The organism is Microbispora sp. H10949, from assembly GCF_014161435.1.
GTDB lineage: Bacteria > Actinomycetota > Actinomycetes > Streptosporangiales > Streptosporangiaceae > Microbispora > Microbispora triticiradicis.
Genome location: NZ_JABBWZ010000008.1, coordinates 454,388 through 474,833 on the forward strand (window position 1 = coordinate 454,388; position 20,446 = coordinate 474,833).

The following is a 20,446-nucleotide window of genomic DNA, read 5'->3' on the forward strand; positions in this document are numbered from 1 at the left end:
TCGGTTCTCCAAACGCGCTCCGGCCTTGCCGACGGCCCGGCGCACGCCGATACGCCTGATCCCGGCGGTGGCGGGGGCAGACGGGCTCGGCGGGACCGGCACTGTGACGAGGCGGTGTAGGGGGTGAGCGCAAAGCTACAAAGATTTGATGTATGGGTCAATGGTTGTTATCAAAACGCCCGAAAACCCGCCATCTTGCCCCCTTGACCCTCGAGAACATCTGACCTTTGGCCTTAATCCTGTCCGGAACGCGTTGACTTGGGCCGATCTTGCGGGTGGACTGGACGGACGCCCCGGCGTCGGCGCCGCCGTCACGGTGGCGTCACGAAGGGTGATTGCGGCGCCTGTCGCGATCACGAGCCCCGGCGTCCGGAAGGTCCGGCGTTCGGGGAGGGGCTCAGGGATGCTCAGGGGATGCGGCGGCCTCGGGCGTCGGGTACGCCCGACTTGCGGAGGAAGTACGCGTTGACCTGGTCGCGCCACTCCTCGGCGCAGCGGAGCTGCTCCGCGAACAACTCGCGTACGCGGGCGTGCGGGGCGTCGGGCACCAGCCCGGCGAGCTCCGCCCAGCGCAGCCGCGCCCGGTCCACCTCCTCGACCCCGGCGAAATGCGTGTCGTAGATGTGCTGGATGACGGTGGTCCCGTCGTGCAGCACGTGCCCGTACGGGACGTGGTGGAAGAACAACAGCAGTTCGTCGGGGCACCGCGCGAGCGACTCGTAGACCTCCGACCACGGCGGCGGATACTGGCCCGTGAACCCCGTGCCGGTGGCGCGGGTGCGGTCGACGCCCACGCCGTCGCGGTCGGCGAAGTGGTAGGTGCCCCACGGCGTGTACTCGTACCCGTCCACGTCCGGGCCGTAGTGGTGGCCGGGGCGGACCATGAACCCCACGCCGAGCGGCACGGTGTACCGCTCGTACGTGCCGCACGAGTCGTCCATGATCTCGTGCAGCGCCTCCCGCAGCCGCACGTCGTCCCCGCCGGTCGCGTCGTTCCCGCCCGCCGCCGCCGGGAACGTGAGGCCGATCCACTCGTCGAGGATCGCGGCCGGGTCGGAGGACGGCGCCCAGGCGAGCCGGCCGAAGGCGTACAGGTTGGCCTGGGCGAGCGGGTGGCCGGTCCAGTAGGGATCGTCGCCGACGTTGGAGACCCCCACCAGCCCTCCGCCGGCCACCACGTGGGCCACGCCGGGCCCGGCGTGGCCCCACGGGCGGAAGCCGAGCACCTCGCTCCACATCGGCGCGAGGTAGCAGACGTGCCGCTGCTGGCCGGTGTACTCCTGCGTCACCTGAAGCTCCACCGCGACCCGGGTGCGGGGCATCGCCGCGATCACCGGCGAGACCGGCTCGCGCACCTGGAAGTCGATCGGGCCGTGCTTCACCTGGAGGATCACGTTGTCGCGGAAGCGCCCGTCGAGCGGGGTGAAGTGGTCGTACGCCGCGCGGGCCCGGTCGGTCGACCTGTCGCGCCAGTCCTGCCGGTGGTTGTAGACGAAGGCGCGCCAGTGGACGACCCCGCCGAACGGCGCCAGCGCCTCGGCGAGCAGGTTCGCGCCGTCGGCGTGGTCACGTCCGTACGCGTGGGGCCCCGGCTGCCCCTCGGAGTCGGCCTTGACCACGTAGCCGCCGAAGTCGGGGATCGTCTCGTACACCCGCGCGGTGACGGCGGCCCACCACGTCCGCACGTCCTCGTCGAGCGGGTCGGCGGTCGCCGTCCCGCCGAGGGCGACCGGCGCGGCGAAGTTCACCGACAGGTGTACCCGTACGCCGTAGGGGCGCAGCCGGTCCGCGATCGCGGCGACGTCGCGGAGACGATCGGTGAGCAGGCGGGTCTCCGTGGCGTGCACGTTCACGTTGTTCACCGTGACCGCGTTCACCCCGCAGGCGGCCAGCAGCCGCCCGTAGGCGCGGACCCGCGTCAGGTCGTCGCGCAACGCGCCGTCGCGCCAGAAGATCGACCCGCCCGCGTAGCCGCGCTCGACCTGGCCCATCACCGGGTGCACGTCCACGTTGTCCCAGTGGTCGAGCATGCGCAGCCGGGCCGCGGGCCGGTGGTGCTCGGCCGGCCGCGCGGCGCCGAACGCCTCCTCGCCGAGCCGCACCAGATGGAACAGGCCGTAGAGCAGGCCGGCCGCCGAATCGGCGAACACCACCGTGACACCGTCGTGCCGGGCGACGACGTAGCCCTCGTCCCCGATGCCCTCGTCCCCGCCGGTCGTGCCGATCACCGGGCCGATGTCCGAGCCGACCGCCGGGCCGTCACCCGGCGCGGGCCCTCGCCGGAACCCGGCCAGGGCCGTCTCGGCGACGGCGGGCAGGGGCCCGGCCGTGGTGAGCGCGAGCACGAGGTCGTACGGCCCGCCGTCGTCCGCGCCGTCGTCCGGGCCGGCCTCCGGGCCGTCGTCCGGAACGGCCTCCGGGGCCTCGTCCGGGCCCTCCGCCCGCCGCCGGACGCTGCCGCCGTACCGGGCGCAGGCCGACGCCACCTCCTCGTGCACGGTCCCGGCGAGCGGTCCGCCGCCGCACAGGAGCGTGCGGCGCGAGCCGATCGGCCGGAACGCCTCGTCCGGCAGCCACGCCGGGTGGACGCCGCGCGAACCGGGGGTGCCGGGCGGGCCGGAAAAGGTCACGGGACTTCCCTTCGGACAGGCGTGCCGGTCGTCGCGGGAGGGTCACGCGGTGAACCTGTCGCGCACCTCGGCGATCATCGGCCGGCTGTTCAGCAGCAGCAGCGCCGCGAACACCGAGGCCAGCGCCGCCGTCGCCGCCTCGGTGGCGACCAGCGTGAGGCCGGCCGCCGCGACGAGGAGTCCCGCGTCGCCCAGCGCCACCCGGGGCGTCCGGAACAGGAAGTAGACGGCCAGGCGGGCGACGTCCCGCCCCCGGAACGCGAAGAGAGAGGTGATCACCAGCGCGTTCGCGGTCCACACCACCGTCACCACCCCGATGACGACGAGTGGCACCGTCCACCAGTCCGGCACCCCGGCGGCGGGGAAGTTCGCGAGGACGACCGCGACGACGGTCAGCAACGCCAGCGCCGGGACCCACACCTTGAGCGCGCCGCGGACGTTCATCGCGTAGCCGCGCAGGAACGCCGCCGCCGGACGCAGGTCCGCCAGATCCGGGCGGCGGCGGTGCAGCGCGTACAGCGCGGCCGACAGCGCCGGGCCGGCCGGGAGCAGGCAGGCCGCGGCCAGCGGCAGGTTGGCCGCGTCACGCCCGAACAGGCCGAGCAGGACGAGCCCCGCCAGGCCGGGCAGGCAGGCGGTCAGCAGCAGCAGTTCGACCACGAGCAGGGTGTAGACCAGCGCGGCGGCCCGCGAGAGCGGGCCGGTGCCGAACCGCCGTGCCGCCTCCGTCGTCGCCGCGGACGTCGCCGCCCCTGACGTCGTCGTCGTGTCGGTCATGGGGGAGTCTCCTGGTCGATCGGGCCGCCGCGGGGTCGAGCGCGCCTACCGGCGCGACGGTCAGCCGTGCTCCTTCTTGTACCGCTCGTAGGCGCTGTTCGCCAGGTTCACGTAGGCGGACATGTTCTTGGCCTCCAGCTCCTGCACGTACGCGTCCCACTCGGAGAAGTCGCGCTTGCCGAGGATGAACTCGAGCGAGTTCTGCGTGGCGTGGTCCTTCAGCGGGGTCTGCCACAGCGCGGCCTGCTCACGCTCCTCGTCGTTGAGAGGGGCCGGAGGCTTCGGCGGCAGCGCCTTCCGGGCGTTCATGGCCTTCTGCCACTCGATCTCCTCCTCCGAGAAGACCGACTGGAGCAGTTCGGTGCTCCCGCCGTACGCGAACACGCCGTTGGAGAAGCCGAAGTCCTTCTGCAGGTGCTTGGGCGCCCCGGGGTTGAGCCCGACGAAGTCGACGTCCTTCGCGAGGTGGAAGCCGGAGGCGTCCCTGGTGTGGGTGACCCCCTCGACGCCCCACTTGGCGAACACCTGGCCCTCGTCGGAGTACCAGAGCCAGTCGATGAACTGCATCATCGCCACGAAGTTCTTGCTGTCCTTGGCCTTCGCGGAGATCATGATGCCGTTCTCCAGCCGGGTGTCGTTGGAGTCGGCCTTGATGGGCCCGAGCGGCCCGACGGGCACCGGGATCTTGACCAGCCGGGCCTTCGGATTCGCCTTCTTCAGCGGCGGGCGATACTCGTTGACGAGGGTCTGGGCGTTGCCGCTGATCACGAAGGACTTGCCGGACGCCAGCTTCTGGATCGCCTGGTCGTCGGTCTGCGTGAAGCTCTCCGGGTCGAGCAGCTTCTCCTGCACCAGGGTGTGGATGAACTCCAGCATCTGCCTGTACTGCGGCATCGCGCCCGTGTAGGCCCACTTCCCGGCGGCCGGATCCCAGGTCAGGCCGGTGTTGAAGCCCCAGCCGCCGCGGGCCCCGCAGCCCAGGCCGAAGACCTGGTTCAGCATGGCGCCGCCCGGGGTGGGCACGGACCACCGGTCGGAGTAGGGATAGGAGTCGGGGTGCTCCTCCTTCATCGCCTTCAGCATGGCGTGCACGTCGTCCCAAGTCTGCGGGGTCTCAATCCCGAGCTTCTCGAGGACGTCGGCGCGGACCTCCAGCGTGTACTCCACCCAGTAGTCCTCGTGGAGGCCGGGAAGCAGGTAGAAGCGGCCGTCCGACTGCCGGAGGGTGTCCAGGTCGGGCTGCAGGTTCCACTTGGCGACCTTGTCCTTGAAGTTCGGCATCAAGTCGATGTAGTCGCTGACCGGCAGGACCGCGCCGGAGGCGACGAAGGGAACCTCCTGGCCCGGGTAGGTCTTGGGAATGATCATGGGTGCGTCGCCCGCGCCGATGATCAGACTGCGCTTGTTCTCGTAGTCGCTGAGCGGCACCACGTTCGGCTGGAGCGTCACGTTCGTCCGCTTGGTGAGCTCGGACCAGAACAACCAGTCCTTCTGCAGCGGATAGAACGGGTGGTTGTTGTAGAGGATGGTGAACGTCAGCGGCGCGGCGGCCTTGAACTGCTTGCCGGCGGCGTAGTCGGCCATCGCGCCGTCCCGGTTCGCCGAGAGGGCCTCACCGCTCTTCTTGCCGCCGGTCTCGTCACCGCTGCCGCAGCCGGCGAGCGCGGCGAACGCACCCATGGCGACCATCGCCTGACGCCGGTTGATCTTGTGCATGAGAGGGGGGTCCTTTCCCTGGGGGAGCGGGGCTGCCTGAGTGCGAGGATCGGCGCGGCTATCCCTTCACCGCGCCGAGCATGACTCCCTTGACGAAGTACCGCTGGACGAAGGGGTAGATCGTCAGGATCGGGAGGACGGTGAGGACCATCGTCACCGCCTTGATGTTGGTGGCGACGGTCATGTCGGTGGCGTCGGCGCCGACGGACGTCCCCGTGGTGGCCCCCGCGGTGAGGTTGCGCAGGTAGACGGTCACCGGGAACAGGTCGCTCTGCGTCATGTAGAGGAAGGCGGGAAACCACGAGTTCCAGAACGAGACGGCGTAGAACAGCACCATCGTGGCGATGACCGCCTTCGACAGCGGCAGCACGATCCGCAGCAGGATGCCGTACGTGCTCATGCCGTCGATCGCGGCGGCCTCCTCCAGCTCCGCCGGGATGCCCTCGAAGAACGTCTTCATCACCAGGAGGTTGAAGACGCTGATCGCGTTCGGCAGCACGATGGCCCAGATGGTGTCCTTCATCCCGAGGCCGGAGATCAGCACGTAGTTAGGGATGAGCCCGCCGGAGAAGAACATGGTGAAGACCGCGACCCCGATCAGGAACGTGCGGCCCTTCAGGTGCCTCTTCGACAGCACGTACGCGTAGCAGGTCGTCATGATCATCGCGATGGCCGTGGCGACGACCGTGTAGACCACCGTGTTGCGGTAGTTCGTCCAGAACGTCGGGTCGGACGCCACGAACCCGTACGTATGGAAGGTGAACCCGACGGGGAGGAGGTTCACCTTGCCGGCCCGGATCGCGAACTCGTTGCTCAGCGACCGCGCGACGATGTTGACGAAGGGATACAGGGTCACCAGCACGACGCCGGCGAGGACGACGGCGTTGACCACCCGGAACACCTGACGGCCCGGGGTCCGGTCCACGGTCACCACAGGCTCGTCCCCACGGTCCGGCGCGAGATCAGGTTGGCCGACAGCACCAGGGCGAGCCCGATGAGGGCCTCGAACAGGCCGATCGCCGCGGCGTAGCTGAAGCTGTTGGAGATGATGCCCATGCGGTACAGGTATGTCGAGATCACGTCGGCGGTCGGATACGTCAACGGGTTGTAGAGCAGCAGGACCTTCTCGAAGCCGACCGCCATGAACGTGCCGATGTTGAGGATCAGCAGGGTGACCGCGGTCGGCCGGATGCCGGGAAGGGCCACGTGCCAGATCTGCCGCCACCGGCTCGCGCCGTCGATCCGGGCCGCCTCGTACAGCTGGTCGTCGATCGTCGTGAGCGCGGCGAGATAGATGATCGTCCCCCAGCCGACGGTCTGCCACATCTCCGAGGAGACGTAGATCGTCCGGAACCAGCCCGCCTCCTGCATGAACGCGATCGGGTCGTCGCCCAGTGCCCGCAGCACCTGGTTCACCGGCCCGTCCACCGACAGCAGTTCCATGACGAGACCGGCCACTACCACCATCGACACGAAGTGCGGCAGGTAGGACACCGACTGGACGAACCGCTTGATCCGCCGGCCGCGCAGCTCGTTGAGCAGCAGGGCCAGCACGATCGGCATCGGGAAGCAGAACAGCAGGGTCAGCGCGCCGAGGATCACCGTGTTGGTGAACACGTGCCAGAACGAGGGGTCGTCCAGGAACATGCGCACGTAGCGCAGGCCCACCCACTCCTCACCCAGTATCCCGCCGCCGGGCCGGAACTTCCGGAAGGCGATCACGTTGCCGATCATCGGCAGGTACCGGAACACCAGGAAGAACAGCAGCGGGAGGATCGCCAGCGAGTACAGCTGCCAGTCCCGGCGCAGCGCCTGACGCCAGGTGCGGCCCGGAGGGCGTTCCGTACGGGCCGGGCCGGGGCCCGCCCGCCGGGGGTCACCGGTGTCCGGTGACCCGTCGATCGCCTTGGTGGTGCTCATCCTCGTGCCTCCGGTGCCATCTCCGGTGGCGGCGCCGCCGCGTCGCCACCACGCCGCCGCGTCAGCACGCCGCGAACGGAAGACGCCGGGCGATATGACCGAAAGTTTCGATAATGTGGATTAATATTGCGGAAATATAAACCCCTGGACAAGGGGCGTCAAGAGGGAAGTCAAGGGCCGTCCGCTCGCTCCGCGATCACGCTGGTCTCGGCTTATCGAAGGCCCTCGCGCTGGTAGAGTTTCACGAAATTTTCGGAAACTACCAGCCCACGGAAACGACGAGTGGACCGATGACCAGCCCTACCTCCGCCCAGGGCCCCCGCCGCGCGACGATCGCGTCCATCGCCGAGGAGACCGGTGTCTCGGTGACCACGGTGTCCAAGGTCCTCAACGGCCGCCCCGACGTCGCGCCGGCCACCCGGGAACGCGTCGAGGCATGCCTGGCGCGGCACGAGTACCGCCCCCGCGTCAGACGGCGGCCGCTCAAGGGCCAGATCGACCTCGTCTTCCACCAGCTGAACTCCGTCTGGTCGATGGAGATCATCCGGGGCGTGGACTCCGTCGCCGCCCCCGCGAGGATCGAGGTCGCCCTCTCGCAGCTGGGGGGAGCGCACCGGCTGCCGGAGGAGTGGCTCGACGGCCTGCTCGACCGCCGTCCGCTCGGGGTGCTGTTCGTCCTGTGCGGCCCGTCGCAGTCGCAGCAGCGGAGGCTGCGGCGGCAGCGGATCCCGTTCGTCGTCGTCGACACCGACAGCGTGACGCCCGCGTCCGTGCCTACGGTGGGCTCCAACAACTGGAACGGCGGCCTGCTCGCCACCCGCCATCTCCTGGAGCTCGGCCACCGCCGGATCGCGGTCGTCTCGGGGCCGAAGGACGTGCTGTGCAGCAGGGCGCGGGTCGCCGGCTTCCGGGTCGCCCACGACGAGGCCGGGCTGGCCGTTGACCCCGCCCTGGTGCGGTACGGGAACTTCTACGTCGACGCCGGTTTCGAGCACGGCATGGACCTCCTGTCGGGCGCCGCCCGCCCGACCGCGATCTTCGCCGGGTCGGACCTCCAGGCGCTCGGCGTGCTGCGGGCCGCGCGGCGGCTCGGCCTCGACGTCCCCGGCGAGCTGTCCGTGGTCGGGTACGACGACGTGCCGGCCGCCGCCTGGGTCGAGCCCGCCCTGACCACGGTGAACCAGCCGCTGTCCGACATGGCGGTGGTCGCGACCCAGATGCTGCTCGACCTGGCCCGTGGCGGGGAGGTGGCCACGAGCCGCATCGACCTCGCGAACGAACTGGTGGTCCGCGACAGCACCGCCCCGCCGGTCAGGCCCTCGTCAGCCTGATCACGTTCCAGGAGACCGGCGGCAGCACGATCCGCGGGGGATCGCTCCGGTGGGAGGTGTTGGGGCGGGGCGCCACCCGCTCGGGGTCGTCGGCCGTGTTGCGGGCGTACACGTCCTCGTGGGCGAGCGTCGTGGCCTCGGCGATCCGCACGGCGCCGAGCGCCCGCGTGTCGAGCTCCAGTTCCAGGGGCTCGGTCACCGACCGGTTCACCGCGAACACCGTGGTGAACAGGTCGTCGTGGGTGGCCACCGCGTGGAGCACCGGGACCTGCCCGAACTCGCCGGTCTCGTACGACGGCCCGACCGGCTCGGTGAGCAGGACGTCGCCCGAGGCGTACCGCGCGGCCTGGGCGAACGGGTGGAAGGTCGTCTGCCGCCAGGCCCGGCCGCCCGGCTCGGTCATGATCGGCGCGATCACGTTGACGAGCTGGGCCAGGCAGGCCGCCGCGACCCGGTCGCTGTGCCGCAGCAGCGTGACGAGCAGGCCGCCGAACGCCACGGCGTCGGCGAGGTGGTAGTGGTCCTCCAGCAGCGGCGGCGCGACCGGCCAGTCCGGCGGGGGAGGGGCCGACTGGTGCCTGCTGAGGTACCAGATGTTCCACTCGTCGAACGACACGGAGATCTTCTTGCCGGAGCCGAGCCGCGCCCCCACCTGGTCGGCGATCGAGACGACCGTGGAGATGAAGTGCTCCATGTCGGTCGCGCAGGCCAGGAAGCCGCCGAGGTCGCCGTCCTTCTCCTCGTAGTAGGCGTGGCAGGAGATGTGGTCGACCAGGTCGTAGGTCTCCTCGAGGACGGTCGTCTCCCAGGACCCGAACGTCGGCATCGAGGAGCCGGAACTGCCGCACGCCACCAGTTCGAGTCCGGGGTCGACCATGCGCATGGCCCGGGCCGTCTCCGCGGCGAGCCTGCCGTACTCGCGGGCGGTCTTGTGCCCGATCTGCCAGGGGCCGTCCATCTCGTTGCCCAGGCACCAGATGCGGATGTCGTGCGGTTCCTTGGCGCCGCCCGCCACCCGCAGGTCCGAGAGCGTGGTCCCGGACGGGATGTTGCAGTATTCGAGCAGGTCGACGGCTTCCAGGACGCCGCGCGTGCCGAGGTTCACCGCCATCATCGGCTCCAGGCCGGCCAGGCGGGACCACCGGACGAACTCGTCGACCCCGATCTCGTTGGTCTCCGTGCTGTGCCAGGCCAGGTCGAGCCGCCGGGGGCGCCGCTCGCGCGGGCCCACGCCGTCCTCCCAGCGGTAGCCGGAGACGAAGTTGCCGCCGGGATAGCGGACGGTGGTCACGCCCAGCTCACGGGTGAGCGCGAGCACGTCGCCGCGGAATCCGTCCGCGTCGGCGGTGGGGTGGCCGGGCTCGTAGATCCCGGTGTAGACGCAGCGGCCGAGGTGCTCGACGAACGTGCCGAACGTACGGCGCCGCACCGGAGCCACCCGCTGGGCGGGATCGATGGTCAGCTGTGCCTTGAGCACGGGCTTCTCCTTGATCGCAGGAGTGTGTCGCCCGGCGATTGTTAGCGCTCGCATGGCGAACGGTCAAGGGCCGGCCGCCATCGCGGCCGGCCCCCGACGCCGTGTTCGGTGTCGTGTTCCGTTCCGTGTTCCGTCGCCGTCCGGGCTCAGGCGGGCCCGTACGGCGCCCGGATCAGCTCACGCCGAAGTCGGCGAAGCCGAACTGCCCCGTCACGCCCGCCGCGTGGGACGTGGCGATCAGTCCCGCGTCCTGCCGGTCGGCGATGCCGGGCAGGGTCACGGTCGGGCCGACCTTGGTCCAGGTGGTGCCGTTCGTGGAGTAGTAACCGCTGACCTGGTCGCCGGAGCGGACGAGGCGGACCCACGCGGGCGCCTTGATCCCCGAGGCCCCGCTGAACGAGTCGAGGTAGCCGTTGCCGTTGGAGTCCCACTGGAAGGCGACCCCGTTCCCGGGGGTGACCACCATGACGGCGTATCCGGGAGACGAGCCCGTGCCGGTGACGTCGTTGCGGAGGACGACCCCCGCCTTGGCCCAGGCGTTGGTGTTGTCCATCTGGGTGACCCGCGCGGTCACGGTGGACGCGCTCCCGGCCGCGTCGTCCTGGTAGAGCGCGCCGTACTCGTCGAACGACCCGGCGGCGTCCTGCCAGATGTCGGTCCCGGTGGTGAGAATGGCGTACTCCGACCCGGCCTCCGCGAACCGGCTCGGCACCGAGCCGTGCGACTTCAGGGAGGTGAGCGGGTTGAGCGCGGTCAGGGTCAGCGACCTGTCCAGCGTGTAGCCGATCCCGGTCTTGGCGGCGGTGAAGCTCACCGCCGCCTTGACGGCCGCGCGGCTGACCGGTGTCGTGAACGACTCGGGCGCGGTGATCTTCCATGTCTCGGTGGCCGAGGCGTCGGCGGGGAACGCGCGCTTCACCGGCCTGCCGATGCGTTCGGCCCGCCAGCCCTCGGGCACGGTGATCGAGACGGTCAGGTCGGTGACCCGGATGTCGCTCACGTTCCCGGCCGTGACGGTGACGGTCGAGGACCCCCCGGCGCTCACGCTGGCGGGGTCCGCCGTGAGGGAGACGCCGACCGGAGGCCGCTGCGGGTCGGGCGCGCCGCGGTAGTCCCCGGTGGGACCCGCCTGGTAGATGATCCGGGCGGCCTCGACGGGGATGCCGCCGGCGGTGATGGTCACGTTGTCCCTGGTGACGTTGCCGCGCTGGCCGTTGACGATGCCGGTGATCGCGGGGTTGGTGGAGTAGTTGCCGGTGAGGGTGAGATCGCCGGTGTGGTTGCCGTTCTGGTTGTTGGCGTGCGCCCACTGCGCGGCGGTGCCGACGAAGACGTTGCGGTTCGCGCTCACGTAGCGGGAGCCCTCGTCGAAGTACAGGCCGAGCTGCCCGCTGCTCTCGCAGTAGTTCTCGTCGATGACGCTGCGCGGCATCGCCGAGAGCGTGTAGATGCAGCCGGCGTCGAACATGGTCTGCACGACCTTGCGGACGTGGTTGCCCACCACGCGGACGTCGCTCAGGGTCGTCGGCGTGTCGTAGAGCGGCTGGAAGTCGTACAGCCCGCGGTTGATGTACTCGGGGCTGCCTCCCGGGTCGTTGGCGCCCCAGCCGTAGCCGACGCCGATGCCGGTGTACGGCATGTCGGAGACGTAGTTGTGCTCGATCGCCAGCCGCGTGACGTAGCTGGCGAAGATCGCGTCCTGGTCCAGGTATTCGAGCGCGGTCGCGTAGACGCGGTTGTCACGCAGCAGGATGTCGCTGTTGACCATGCGGGGATCGGACGGGTGGTGCGCGTCCGGCCGGATGCCGCCGACCACGATGCCGCCGCCGGCGCTCGCGGTGAACGTGCTCCCCACGACCGACACCCGGTGCGCGCCGAGCCCCACGCCGGTGGCGTGGGCGTCGGCGTCGTTGCCGATGCCGAGCCCGACGGAACCGAGGTTCACGAAGGAGCTGTCCACGAAGGCGACGTCCTCCGCGGCCGACACCTGCACCGCCGCGGCCGCCTGCGCCCAGCCGTTGCGGGAGCCCTCGAAGCCCTTGCAGCCCGAGGCGCACGAGGTGAACGCGTCCGGCGGCCGATGGGGCTGGACGCCGCTGATGAAGGCGCCGGTCTGCTGGTTCGCGTAGCCGTCGGAGGTGCTGGGGTGCAGCCACGTGGTGCCGGTGAAGGTCAGGCCCTCGAACCGGAGGTCGTGGGCCGGCGCGTCGTAGGTGCCGCCGACCTGGACCAGCGACTCCAGGCGGGGAAGCTCGACCCGCGCGCTGGAGATGTCCTGGCCGGGGAGGGGTTTGTAGTAGAGCGTTCCAGCCGTCGAGTCCAGATACCACTCGCCGGGCTCGTCCAGGAACTTCCGCGAATTGAGCAGGAAGAACTTCGGTGTCCGGAACGGGGCCTGGATGGCGTCGTACCCGTACGTGTTGTTGTCCCAGGCCGGCTGCTGCATCACGACCGTGGAGCCGGAGATGCTCTCCACCGGCGCGAACCGGTTGGTGAACGACAGCATCGCCTGGAAGTCGATGCGCTTCTGGTCGGGAAGCGTGGCGAGGTAGGCGAGATCGGGGTTCTTGATGGTGAAGCCGGTGGGGGTCAGGGTGATGTCGGACCGTGCCACGCTGATCCGTGCGCGCTGCGCGGGCTTCCCGTCCACGTAGAGCTGCCTGGTGTCGAACCCGGTGCCGACCTGGGCCCGGTAGACGCCGGTGGCCTCGTCGTCGACCTCCCAGCCGGTGACGGGCGTGGCGCCGCTCAGCACGGGCGTGGCCCCGCGCGCGGCCTTCCAGGTGACGGTGTGCCCGTTCCGGCCGGAGTCGGCGGCGTCGAAACGCAGCGGCGAGGTCAGCCGGTAGGTCCCGTCGAGGAGTTCGACCGTGACGTCGCGCGTTCCCTCGGCCGCGGCGGCCCGGGCCCGCCGTTGTGCCTCTCCCAGGGTGGCCAGCGGCCGCACCTTGCTGCCCTTGTTGTTGTCGTCGGCGTTCGTGGCTCCGGTGGGCGCCACCACGATCGTCTCGGTGGCCTGGGCCTCCGCCTGGGCGGGGCCGGGCGCGGCGAGCAGTCCGGCGGTCACGAGTAAGGCGGCGGATGCCGCGGCCGATGTTCTTCCCTGTGGTCGTCTTTGCGGCTCGGGTGACGGACGCATGGTTCTTCCTTTCTTCCGGCACGGAGTGCGCAGGGACGGCGAGCGCCGAGCGATACGGGTTACCTTGGGGCGGATTACCTCGGGGACGGGTTACCTCGCCGCCCGGTCGCTTGAAGAGGTGAGCTGGTGCGGCCGGTGGCCGTGGTCGGGCACGGGGAGCAGACGCCGCCCGGCGTGCTCCGGCCGGACGTTGGGGCTGTCGGCCGTGGCCGCGCTCGCCCGCCGGGTGAACGCGCCGATCGCGCTCTCGTCGACCGTGAGGCCGTGGCCCGGCGCGTCTCCGAGGACGAACGCGCCGTCCTCGATGTGCATGTCGGCGGACACGCCGAGCGGCGGCCGCAGGTCCTGCAGCTCGCTGACCAGGTGGTTCGGCACCGACGTGGCGGCGTGCAGCAGCCCGACCGGCGTGTTGCCGATCGGGCTGACCGGCAGGTCGTGGGCGTGCGCGAGGGCCGACACCCGGAGGAAGTGGGTGACGCCCCACACGGCGGCCGTCTGGACGATGTCGACGGCCCCCGCCGCGAGCAGCGGACGGAACTGTTCGAGCCCGCTGAGGTTCTCCCCGGCGGCGACCGAGGCCCGGATCCCGCGGCCGACGGCGGCCATGCCCTCGGCGTCCCAGCGCCGTACGGGCTCCTCGATCCAGGTGAGGTCCAGGACGTCTTCGATCTCGCCGACGTGCCGGACGGCCTGCTTGCGCGTCCAGGCCTCGTTCACGTCGAGCATCAGGCCCGGCCGCGCTCCCTGCCCGGCCTCGGTCAGGACGTCGCCCACCAGCCTCAGCCGGCGCAGGTCCCGTTCGACGTCGAGGCCGCCCTTGATCTTGGCGGCGCGCAGGCCGTACCCGGCGTACTCCTTGTAGGCCGCGACGAGCTCGTCGTCGGTCAGGCCGATGTCCAGGCCCGAGGCGTACGCGGGGACCCGCCGGTCGCGTCCCCCCAGCAGGCGCCAGAGCGGTTCGCCGGCCGCCTGCGCCTTGATGTCCCACAACGCGGTGTCGATCGCGCCGATGGTCCCGAACACGACGCCCGCGTGCCCCGCCTTGAAGGTGTGCCGCAGCATGCGGTCGTAGAGCGCCGTGACGGCGCGCGGATCCTCGCCCTCGACGGCGGCGAACACCGTGTCGATCTCCACGTGCGGCCCGATGCCGACCCCGGTGATCCCCTCGTCGGTGTCCACCATGACGATCTGGACCGGTACGACCCCGTCGGCGTAGACGCCGTTGGCGTCGCCGACCGGGCGTCCCCAGTCCTGGACCGTCTTGAGCGTGCGATACCCCGAAATCCGCATGTCAGCCCTTCGTGGAACCAGCGGTCACGCCGTCGGCGATCTGGCGCTGGAGGAACAGATAGATCATCAGGACCGGGACGGCGGCGATCAGGACTCCGGAGGCGAAGGTGGGGATGTCGTCGGAGTACTGTCCGCGCAGCGAGGTGACCCCGACCATGAGGGTGCGGTGGTCGGCCGAGTTCATCGTCAGCAGGGCGATCAGCACGTCGTTCCAGCAGAACAGGGTGTCGAGGATGCCGACCGACAACAGCGCCGGCCTGCCGAGCGGGATCATGATCCGCCGGTAGACGCCGTAGACGGTGTTGCCGTCGATCCGCGCCGCGTCGACGATCTCCATCGGGATCGTCGTGTAGTGGCTGGTCATCAGGAAGACGGTGAACGGGAGCCACTGCGCCACGTAGGCGAGGATCAGTCCCGGATAGGTGTCGATGAGACCGGTGTCCGCCATGACCCGGGCGAGCGGCACCATGATCACCTGGAACGGCACGAACAGCGCCGCGAGACAGCCCAGGAAGATCATCCTGGAGCCGCGGAACCGCAGCCGGCTCAGCGCGAAGCCCGCCATCGACCCGAGCAGCAGCAGCAGGGCCACCGAGACCGTCACCACGAGGAGCGAGTTGGCGAAGTACCGCGCCATGCCGGCGTCGGACCAGGCCGTGCCGATGTTCTCCCAGTGCGGCGAGTTCAAGGGGGCGAACCGGTCGAGGATGTACTCACGCCGGGTCTTCATGGCGACGTTGGCGGTGAACACCAGGGGGTAGACCGTGGCCAGCGCGAGGGCCGCCATCGGCACGGCGGCCACCCATCCGCTCAGGCGCCTGCCGCGCATCAGTCCTGCCTTCCCGCGCGGCGGAGCAGGCCGACCTGCGCCAGCCCCACCACGAGCATGATGAGGAAGAGAACCGTCGACGCGGCGGAGGCCAGCGCCGGGCGGTTCATCTGTCCCTGCTGGATCCAGATGTAGTACTCCGGCAGGTACGTCGACCCCTCCGGGCCGCCGCTGGTCATGACGTACAGCAGGCCGAACATGGACGTCAGCATGCCGATCATGGTCGTCACGAGCACGAACGCGATGGTGCGGGACAGGCTTGGGATGACCACGTGCCAGATGGTCCGGGCCAGTGACGCGCCGTCCATCTGCGCGGCGTCCAGCAGCGAGGAGTCGAGGGTCGAGAACCCGGCGAGGAAGACCACCAGCGCCATCCCGAACGTCGCCCACACCTGTACCCCGACCACGGTGAACATGGCGACGTCCGGGTCGCCGAGCCAGTCGACCGGGCCGATGCCGATCGTGCCGAGCAGGGTGTTCAGCGGGCCGTCGAAGGCGAGCATCAGGTTGAAGATCGAACCGACGATCACCGGTGAGAGCACGGCGGGGAAGAAGTAGACGCTGCGGAACACCCGGTGCCCGGGGACCCGCAGGTAGATGAACGTCGCGAGCAGGCCCGGGATCGCCACCGCCACGGGCAGCAGCAGCACGAGCAGCCCCACGTTGCCCAGCGCGGTGCGGAACAGCGGGTCGTCGAACAGGTCCAGGTAGTTGTCGAGCCCAACCGCCGACCCGTTCCGGTCGCCGTCGCCGGTGAAGGAGAAGTTGACACCGAGGATCAGCGGGTACAGCCGCAACACCAGGATGATCAGTACGGCCGGAGCCACCAGGACGTACGGTGCGAGACGCTCCGAGCGCGCCGCCCGCCGGGAACCCGCTCCGGTGGCACGGTGGCTCGCCTGTCGTGTGGTGTCCTCCCCACTGGTCCGCCCGGGCGCGCCCGGGCGGACCAGTGGGGAGGAGCCTCCGATCGGCATTGTCAGCTCGCCTTGTCGGCCGCGGCCATCTGGTCCATCGCCTTGTCGACGGTCACCGACCCGCTCAGCAGCTTCTGCGACAGCCGTCCCATCAGGTCCAGCGTCTTCGAGGACAACGCGACGTGCAGGGCGGGCTTACCGCTCTTGATCGCCGACACGATGGCGCCGGCGGCCGGGCCGGACTGCGACGCGTCGATCGTGGTGTCGGAGGCGATCGCGCCGGCCTTGGCGTAGAACGCGGTCAGGGCGTCGGTCGACGTCAGGGACCGCACCAGGTCGGCCGCCAGCTTCGGGTCCTTGGTCCACTTCGCGACCCCGTAGCCGATGCCGCCGTCGTAGGCGAGGCTCGGAGTGGCTCCGTCGGTCACGACCGGGGCCGGCATCACGCCGATCTGGTCGGGCGGCAGGAACTCGCCGAAGTCCTTCCAGTGCCCGATGTCCGACATCAGCCCGATGACGTTGGCGGCCTTGCCGGACTGGAAGATCGCCCACGAGTCGTTGAACATCGCGGTCGAGTTGGCCCCGGCGTTGTTGAAGCCCTTGTCGTTGACGTCCTTCCACAGCGTGAATATCTGCTTCACGTGCGGGGAGGTCCAGTCGCGCTTGCCGGCGATCCAGTCGTCGTACTCCTGGGGAGTGAGCACGCCCGAGCCCAGGCCCGAGAGGAAGAACTGGATGCCGAAGCCCTCCTTGTTGCCCAGCGCGAAGCAGCTCTTCCCCGCCTTCTTGACGGCCGCGCAGGCGGTCATGAGCTCGTCCCACGTCGCGGGCGGCTTGGCCGGGTCGAGCCCCGCCTTCTGGTAGATGTCCTTGTTGTAGTAGATCGGGTGTCCCTGCAGGGTCACCGGCGCGGCGTAGACCTTGCCGTCCTTGCTGAACGCGTCCCAGCCCGCGAGCCGCTGGCGGTCCTCGGCCACGTACTCGTCCAGCGGGAGGAGCGCGTCCACGCGGTCACGCAGCTGCCCGCCTCCGTTGAAGAGCATGACGTCCGGTCCCGTGCTGGACTGGATGGCCGTGCCGAGCAGGGTGTAGTAGTTGTCGAAGGGCTGGGCCACGAACTCGACCGTGACGCCCGGGTGCTTCTTGGCGAAGTCCGCCTTCGCCTTCTCGATATAGGAGGCCGCGGTCGCGTCGCCCGACTTCCAGTCCCAGACCACCAGCTTGCCGGTGCCGGAGGTTCCGGAAGCGGCAGGTGAGGGGGCCGTTCGGGTGGCGCTTCCACATCCCGCCACGGTCAGCCCCGCGACCAGGACGGCCGACCACAGTGTTCGCTGCTTCATGGCTGTCACTCTCCAGAGCGTGGCCGGTTGACCCGGCCGTCTGCGGCGAAAACGTAACTCGTATGACGTCTGACGTCAATACTGCTGACATATACTCGCCGGTGGGCGTGCCGTCCCGGCAGGCCATCGGAGGATGAGATGACGGCATCGCAGGAATCGGCCCGCGACGTTCCGTCGCCTGCCTGGGTGCGCCGACCGGCGAGCCTCGCCAAGGCGGTGACGGCGGAGCTGGTGGTGCGCATCGTGCGCGGCGTGCACCCGTCGGGGACGCCTCTGCCGCCCGAGCCCGCGCTGTGCGAGGCCTTCTCGGTGAGCCGGACCGTGGTCCGCGAAGCGGTGAAGATCCTTCAGGAGAAGGGCCTGGTGCAGGTGCGCCAGGGCGCCGGCACCATGGTCACCCCGCCGACGTCGTGGGACATGCTCGACGAGCTCGTCCTCTCGGCGACCATCGCCGAGGACGAGAGCCTGGCGATCCTCGACGACGTCGTCGTCACGCGGCGCGTGCTGGAGGCCGACATGGCCAACGTCGCCGCCCGCGTGGCGGACTCCGACACCGTCGACCGGCTGCGCGCGCTGGTCGACCGGATGGACGAGCTCGTGGACGACCACCTGACGTACGAGGAGCACGACCGAGCCTTCCACGACACGGTCATGCGGGCGTCCGGGAACCGTATCGCCCGGGGGGTGGTCCGCTCGCTGGAGAGCCAGGTCGTCAACACCGCGCGCTACATGGGCCGGTCCGAGCGGGCCCTGTGCGTGGCGTCCAACCTCGGTCATCGCCGTATCTACGAGCGCATCGCCGCCCACGACCCCGACGGCGCGGCCGAGGCGATGTTCAACCACATCACCGACGCCTGGCTCGTCCGCCGCAGCGGTCCCGCCAATCCCGTACGCCTGGAACGTTAGAGACGTCAGAGACACGGCCCGCGGGCCGGACGCCGGGATCGCGGGCGCCCGGCCCGATCACGCGGTCCACGAACCGCGGAGCGGCGGGGGACTCGTGCCCGGGCGAAGAGTGCGACACATATGAACGCTTCATAGGGGCTGACGGCCCTCGGCCGGCGCGTCGCCGCGCTGACCAGAGCGGGTGCCGACGGTGACCGGGTGCGGTTGTGCGGAGACCGGTATAAGCGGGCTTACGGTCTTGACGGTCTCGTCACGCGCAAACTAACTAGTAGCTGACCCTCCGGGCTCTCCTTCCCGGGCCGGCTCACTCCGAAGATCCGCACAAGCCGTGCGCCGTCGTACGCCGCTCGTCTCGACGGCGGGATCCCCCTCACAGGGCGTGACCTGACCACACCTGATGCGGCGCCCGGGCAAGGCCCCCACGACACCAGGAGAAGGGGGCCGTGCCGGGCGCCGCGACGAAAGGACACCCATGCCGAAAGCCGCAAAGGTCTTACTGAGCGCGTCGGCGGCGGCCGCCGCGCTGGTCGCGAGCGTGTCGCTCCCGACCGCCGTCCACGCCGCCGACCCGGCTTACAAGGTGCTCGTGTTCTCCAAGACGGCCGCGTTCCGGCACGACTCCATCCCGACGGGCATCCAGGCCATCCGCGACCTGGGCGCCGCGAACAACTTCACCGTCGACGCCACGGAGGACGCGAACGCGTTCACCTCGAGCAACCTCGCGCAGTACAAGGCCGTGGTCTTCCTCAGCACCACCGGGGACGTCCTCAACGCCACCCAGCAGACCGCCTTCCAGTCGTACGTCGACGGCGGCGGCGGATACGTCGGCGTCCACTCCGCGGCCGACACCGAGTACGACTGGCCCTACTACGGGCAGCTGGTGGGCGCCTGGTTCAACAACCACCCGGCGATCCAGCAGGCGACCGTCAGGACCGAGGACAGCACGCATCCGGCGACCGCGGGCCTCGCGGCGGCGTGGTCGCGGACCGACGAGTGGTACAACTACCGCACCAACCCGCGGTCCACGACCCACGTGCTGCAGACCCTCGACGAGAGCAGCTACAGCGGCGGGAACATGGGCGACCACCCGATCACCTGGTGCCACCCGCAGGCGTCCGGCCGGTCGTTCTACACAGGCATGGGTCACTCGATCCAGTCCTACTCCGAGCAGGGCCTCCGCAACCTGCTGCTCGGCGGCATCAGGTACGCCGCCGGCATGGTGCAGGCCGACTGCGCCCCGCCCGGCAACAACAACGGAACGACGATCGAGGCCGAGTCCTACACCTCGCAGTCGGGAGTCCAGCAGACCACCCAGAGCACGGCCGGCGGCGGCAAGGCGGTCGGCTTCATCGAGAACGGCGACTGGACAGGTTACTCCTCGGTGAGCACGGCGGGTGCGACCCGGTTCACCGCGCGCGTCTCCTCGGCCGGCTCGGGCGGCACCATCCAGATCCGCTCCGGCTCGCAGACCGGCACCCTGCTCGGCCAGGTCGCGGTCTCGTCCACCGGAAGCTGGGACACCTTCACGACCGTGTCCGCGACCCTGAACGGATCGGCGTCCGGCCCGCTCTTCCTGGTCTTCACGGGAGGATCCGGCTACCTGTTCAACGTGGACTCGTTCTCCCTCACCAAGTCCGGCTCCAGCCCGAGCCCGAGCCCGAGCCCGAGCCCGAGCCCGAGTCCGAGTCCCAGCCCGAGTCCGAGCCCGAGCCCGAGTCCCAGTCCGAGCCCGAGTCCCAGTCCGAGCCCCAGCGCCAGCCCCACCCCCAGCAGCCAGACGGTCGAGGGTGAGGCGTACACCGCGCAGTCGGGCCTGCAGCAGGCGAACCACTCCACCGCCAGCGGCGGCCGGACCGCCGGCTACATCAACAACGGCGACTGGGCGGCGTACTCGCAGGTGAACACGCAGGGCGCGAAGACGTTCTCGGCGCGGGTGTCCTCCGGCGGCTCGGGCGGGACGATCCAGATCCGGTCCGGGTCGCAGAACGGGACGGTGCTCGGCCAGGTCGCGGTCTCGTCCACCGGAAGCTGGGACACCTTCACGACGGTCTCGACCACTCTGACCGGCTCGGCGTCCGGTCCGCTGTACCTCGTCTTCACCGGTAGCGGCACCGGCTACCTGTACGACCTCGACACCGTCACCGTCACCCGGTGACGCGGCAGCCCGGCGGCGA

Annotated in this window: 14 protein-coding genes; 3 read left to right on the forward strand and 11 right to left on the reverse strand. The window is 70.1% G+C overall.

Translation table 11 applies throughout. The features are described 5' to 3' along the window. Window positions 1-407: 407 nt before the first annotated feature. From HHX40_RS22935 to HHX40_RS22955, 5 genes are read right to left on the reverse strand one after another with little or no spacing between them, the layout of a single operon-like run. Complete coding sequence (locus tag HHX40_RS22935) at window positions 408-2,630, reverse strand: alpha-glucuronidase (protein ID WP_182882247.1); 2,223 nt, start codon at window positions 2,628-2,630, stop codon at window positions 408-410. Between the two features lie 42 nt (window positions 2,631-2,672). Beyond that, window positions 2,673-3,407: a hypothetical protein gene (locus HHX40_RS22940; protein WP_182882248.1), complete on the reverse strand. Its 735-nt coding sequence runs from the start codon at window positions 3,405-3,407 to the stop codon at window positions 2,673-2,675. Window positions 3,408-3,467: 60 nt separating this feature from the next. After that, complete coding sequence (locus tag HHX40_RS22945) at window positions 3,468-5,123, reverse strand: extracellular solute-binding protein (RefSeq protein ID WP_182878112.1); 1,656 nt, start codon at window positions 5,121-5,123, stop codon at window positions 3,468-3,470. Between the two features lie 58 nt (window positions 5,124-5,181). Continuing rightward, window positions 5,182-6,054, reverse strand: a complete 873-nt coding sequence (locus HHX40_RS22950) for a carbohydrate ABC transporter permease (protein ID WP_310738233.1) — start codon at window positions 6,052-6,054, stop codon at window positions 5,182-5,184. After that, entirely contained in the window at window positions 6,051-7,043 is a 993-nt protein-coding gene (locus HHX40_RS22955) for an ABC transporter permease (RefSeq protein WP_111702022.1), read from the reverse strand. Before HHX40_RS22955 ends, HHX40_RS22950 begins: the two co-directional genes overlap by 4 nt. A 290-nt stretch (window positions 7,044-7,333) precedes the next feature. On the opposite strand from HHX40_RS22955, the gene HHX40_RS22960 reads away from it, so the two are divergent. Then, the gene (locus tag HHX40_RS22960; protein WP_111702024.1) at window positions 7,334-8,374 is read left to right on the forward strand and encodes a LacI family DNA-binding transcriptional regulator; all 1,041 of its coding nucleotides are present in this window, start codon (window positions 7,334-7,336) and stop codon (window positions 8,372-8,374) included. On the opposite strand, the gene HHX40_RS22965 is transcribed toward HHX40_RS22960, so the two are convergent. The 6 genes from HHX40_RS22965 to HHX40_RS22990 form a co-directional block, all read right to left on the reverse strand. After that, window positions 8,355-9,851: an alpha-N-arabinofuranosidase gene (locus tag HHX40_RS22965; RefSeq protein ID WP_182882250.1), complete on the reverse strand. Its 1,497-nt coding sequence runs from the start codon at window positions 9,849-9,851 to the stop codon at window positions 8,355-8,357. The genes HHX40_RS22960 and HHX40_RS22965 overlap by 20 nt on opposite strands. Before the next feature lie 172 nt (window positions 9,852-10,023). Next, window positions 10,024-12,918, reverse strand: a complete 2,895-nt coding sequence (locus tag HHX40_RS37850) for an NEW3 domain-containing protein (RefSeq protein ID WP_182882251.1) — start codon at window positions 12,916-12,918, stop codon at window positions 10,024-10,026. Between the two features lie 162 nt (window positions 12,919-13,080). Beyond that, window positions 13,081-14,280, reverse strand: a complete 1,200-nt coding sequence (locus HHX40_RS22975) for a mandelate racemase/muconate lactonizing enzyme family protein (protein ID WP_182882252.1) — start codon at window positions 14,278-14,280, stop codon at window positions 13,081-13,083. A gap of 1 nt (window position 14,281) precedes the next feature. After that, window positions 14,282-15,109: a carbohydrate ABC transporter permease gene (locus HHX40_RS22980; RefSeq protein WP_182878105.1), complete on the reverse strand. Its 828-nt coding sequence runs from the start codon at window positions 15,107-15,109 to the stop codon at window positions 14,282-14,284. Continuing rightward, window positions 15,109-16,086: a carbohydrate ABC transporter permease gene (locus HHX40_RS22985; RefSeq protein WP_182878104.1), complete on the reverse strand. Its 978-nt coding sequence runs from the start codon at window positions 16,084-16,086 to the stop codon at window positions 15,109-15,111. Before HHX40_RS22985 ends, HHX40_RS22980 begins: the two co-directional genes overlap by 1 nt. A 2-nt stretch (window positions 16,087-16,088) precedes the next feature. After that, window positions 16,089-17,366, reverse strand: a complete 1,278-nt coding sequence (locus HHX40_RS22990; protein WP_182882253.1) for an ABC transporter substrate-binding protein — start codon at window positions 17,364-17,366, stop codon at window positions 16,089-16,091. 138 nt (window positions 17,367-17,504) lie between these two features. Here HHX40_RS22990 and HHX40_RS22995 point away from each other — a divergent pair, with 138 nt between their 5' ends. Further along, complete coding sequence (locus tag HHX40_RS22995; RefSeq protein ID WP_182878102.1) at window positions 17,505-18,272, forward strand: FadR/GntR family transcriptional regulator; 768 nt, start codon at window positions 17,505-17,507, stop codon at window positions 18,270-18,272. A 472-nt stretch (window positions 18,273-18,744) separates the two neighbouring features. Beyond that, window positions 18,745-20,427 carry a ThuA domain-containing protein gene (locus HHX40_RS23000; protein ID WP_220499468.1) on the forward strand — a complete coding sequence of 561 codons (1,683 nt, stop codon included), beginning with the start codon at window positions 18,745-18,747 and terminating at the stop codon, window positions 20,425-20,427. Window positions 20,428-20,446: the final 19 nt, after the last annotated feature.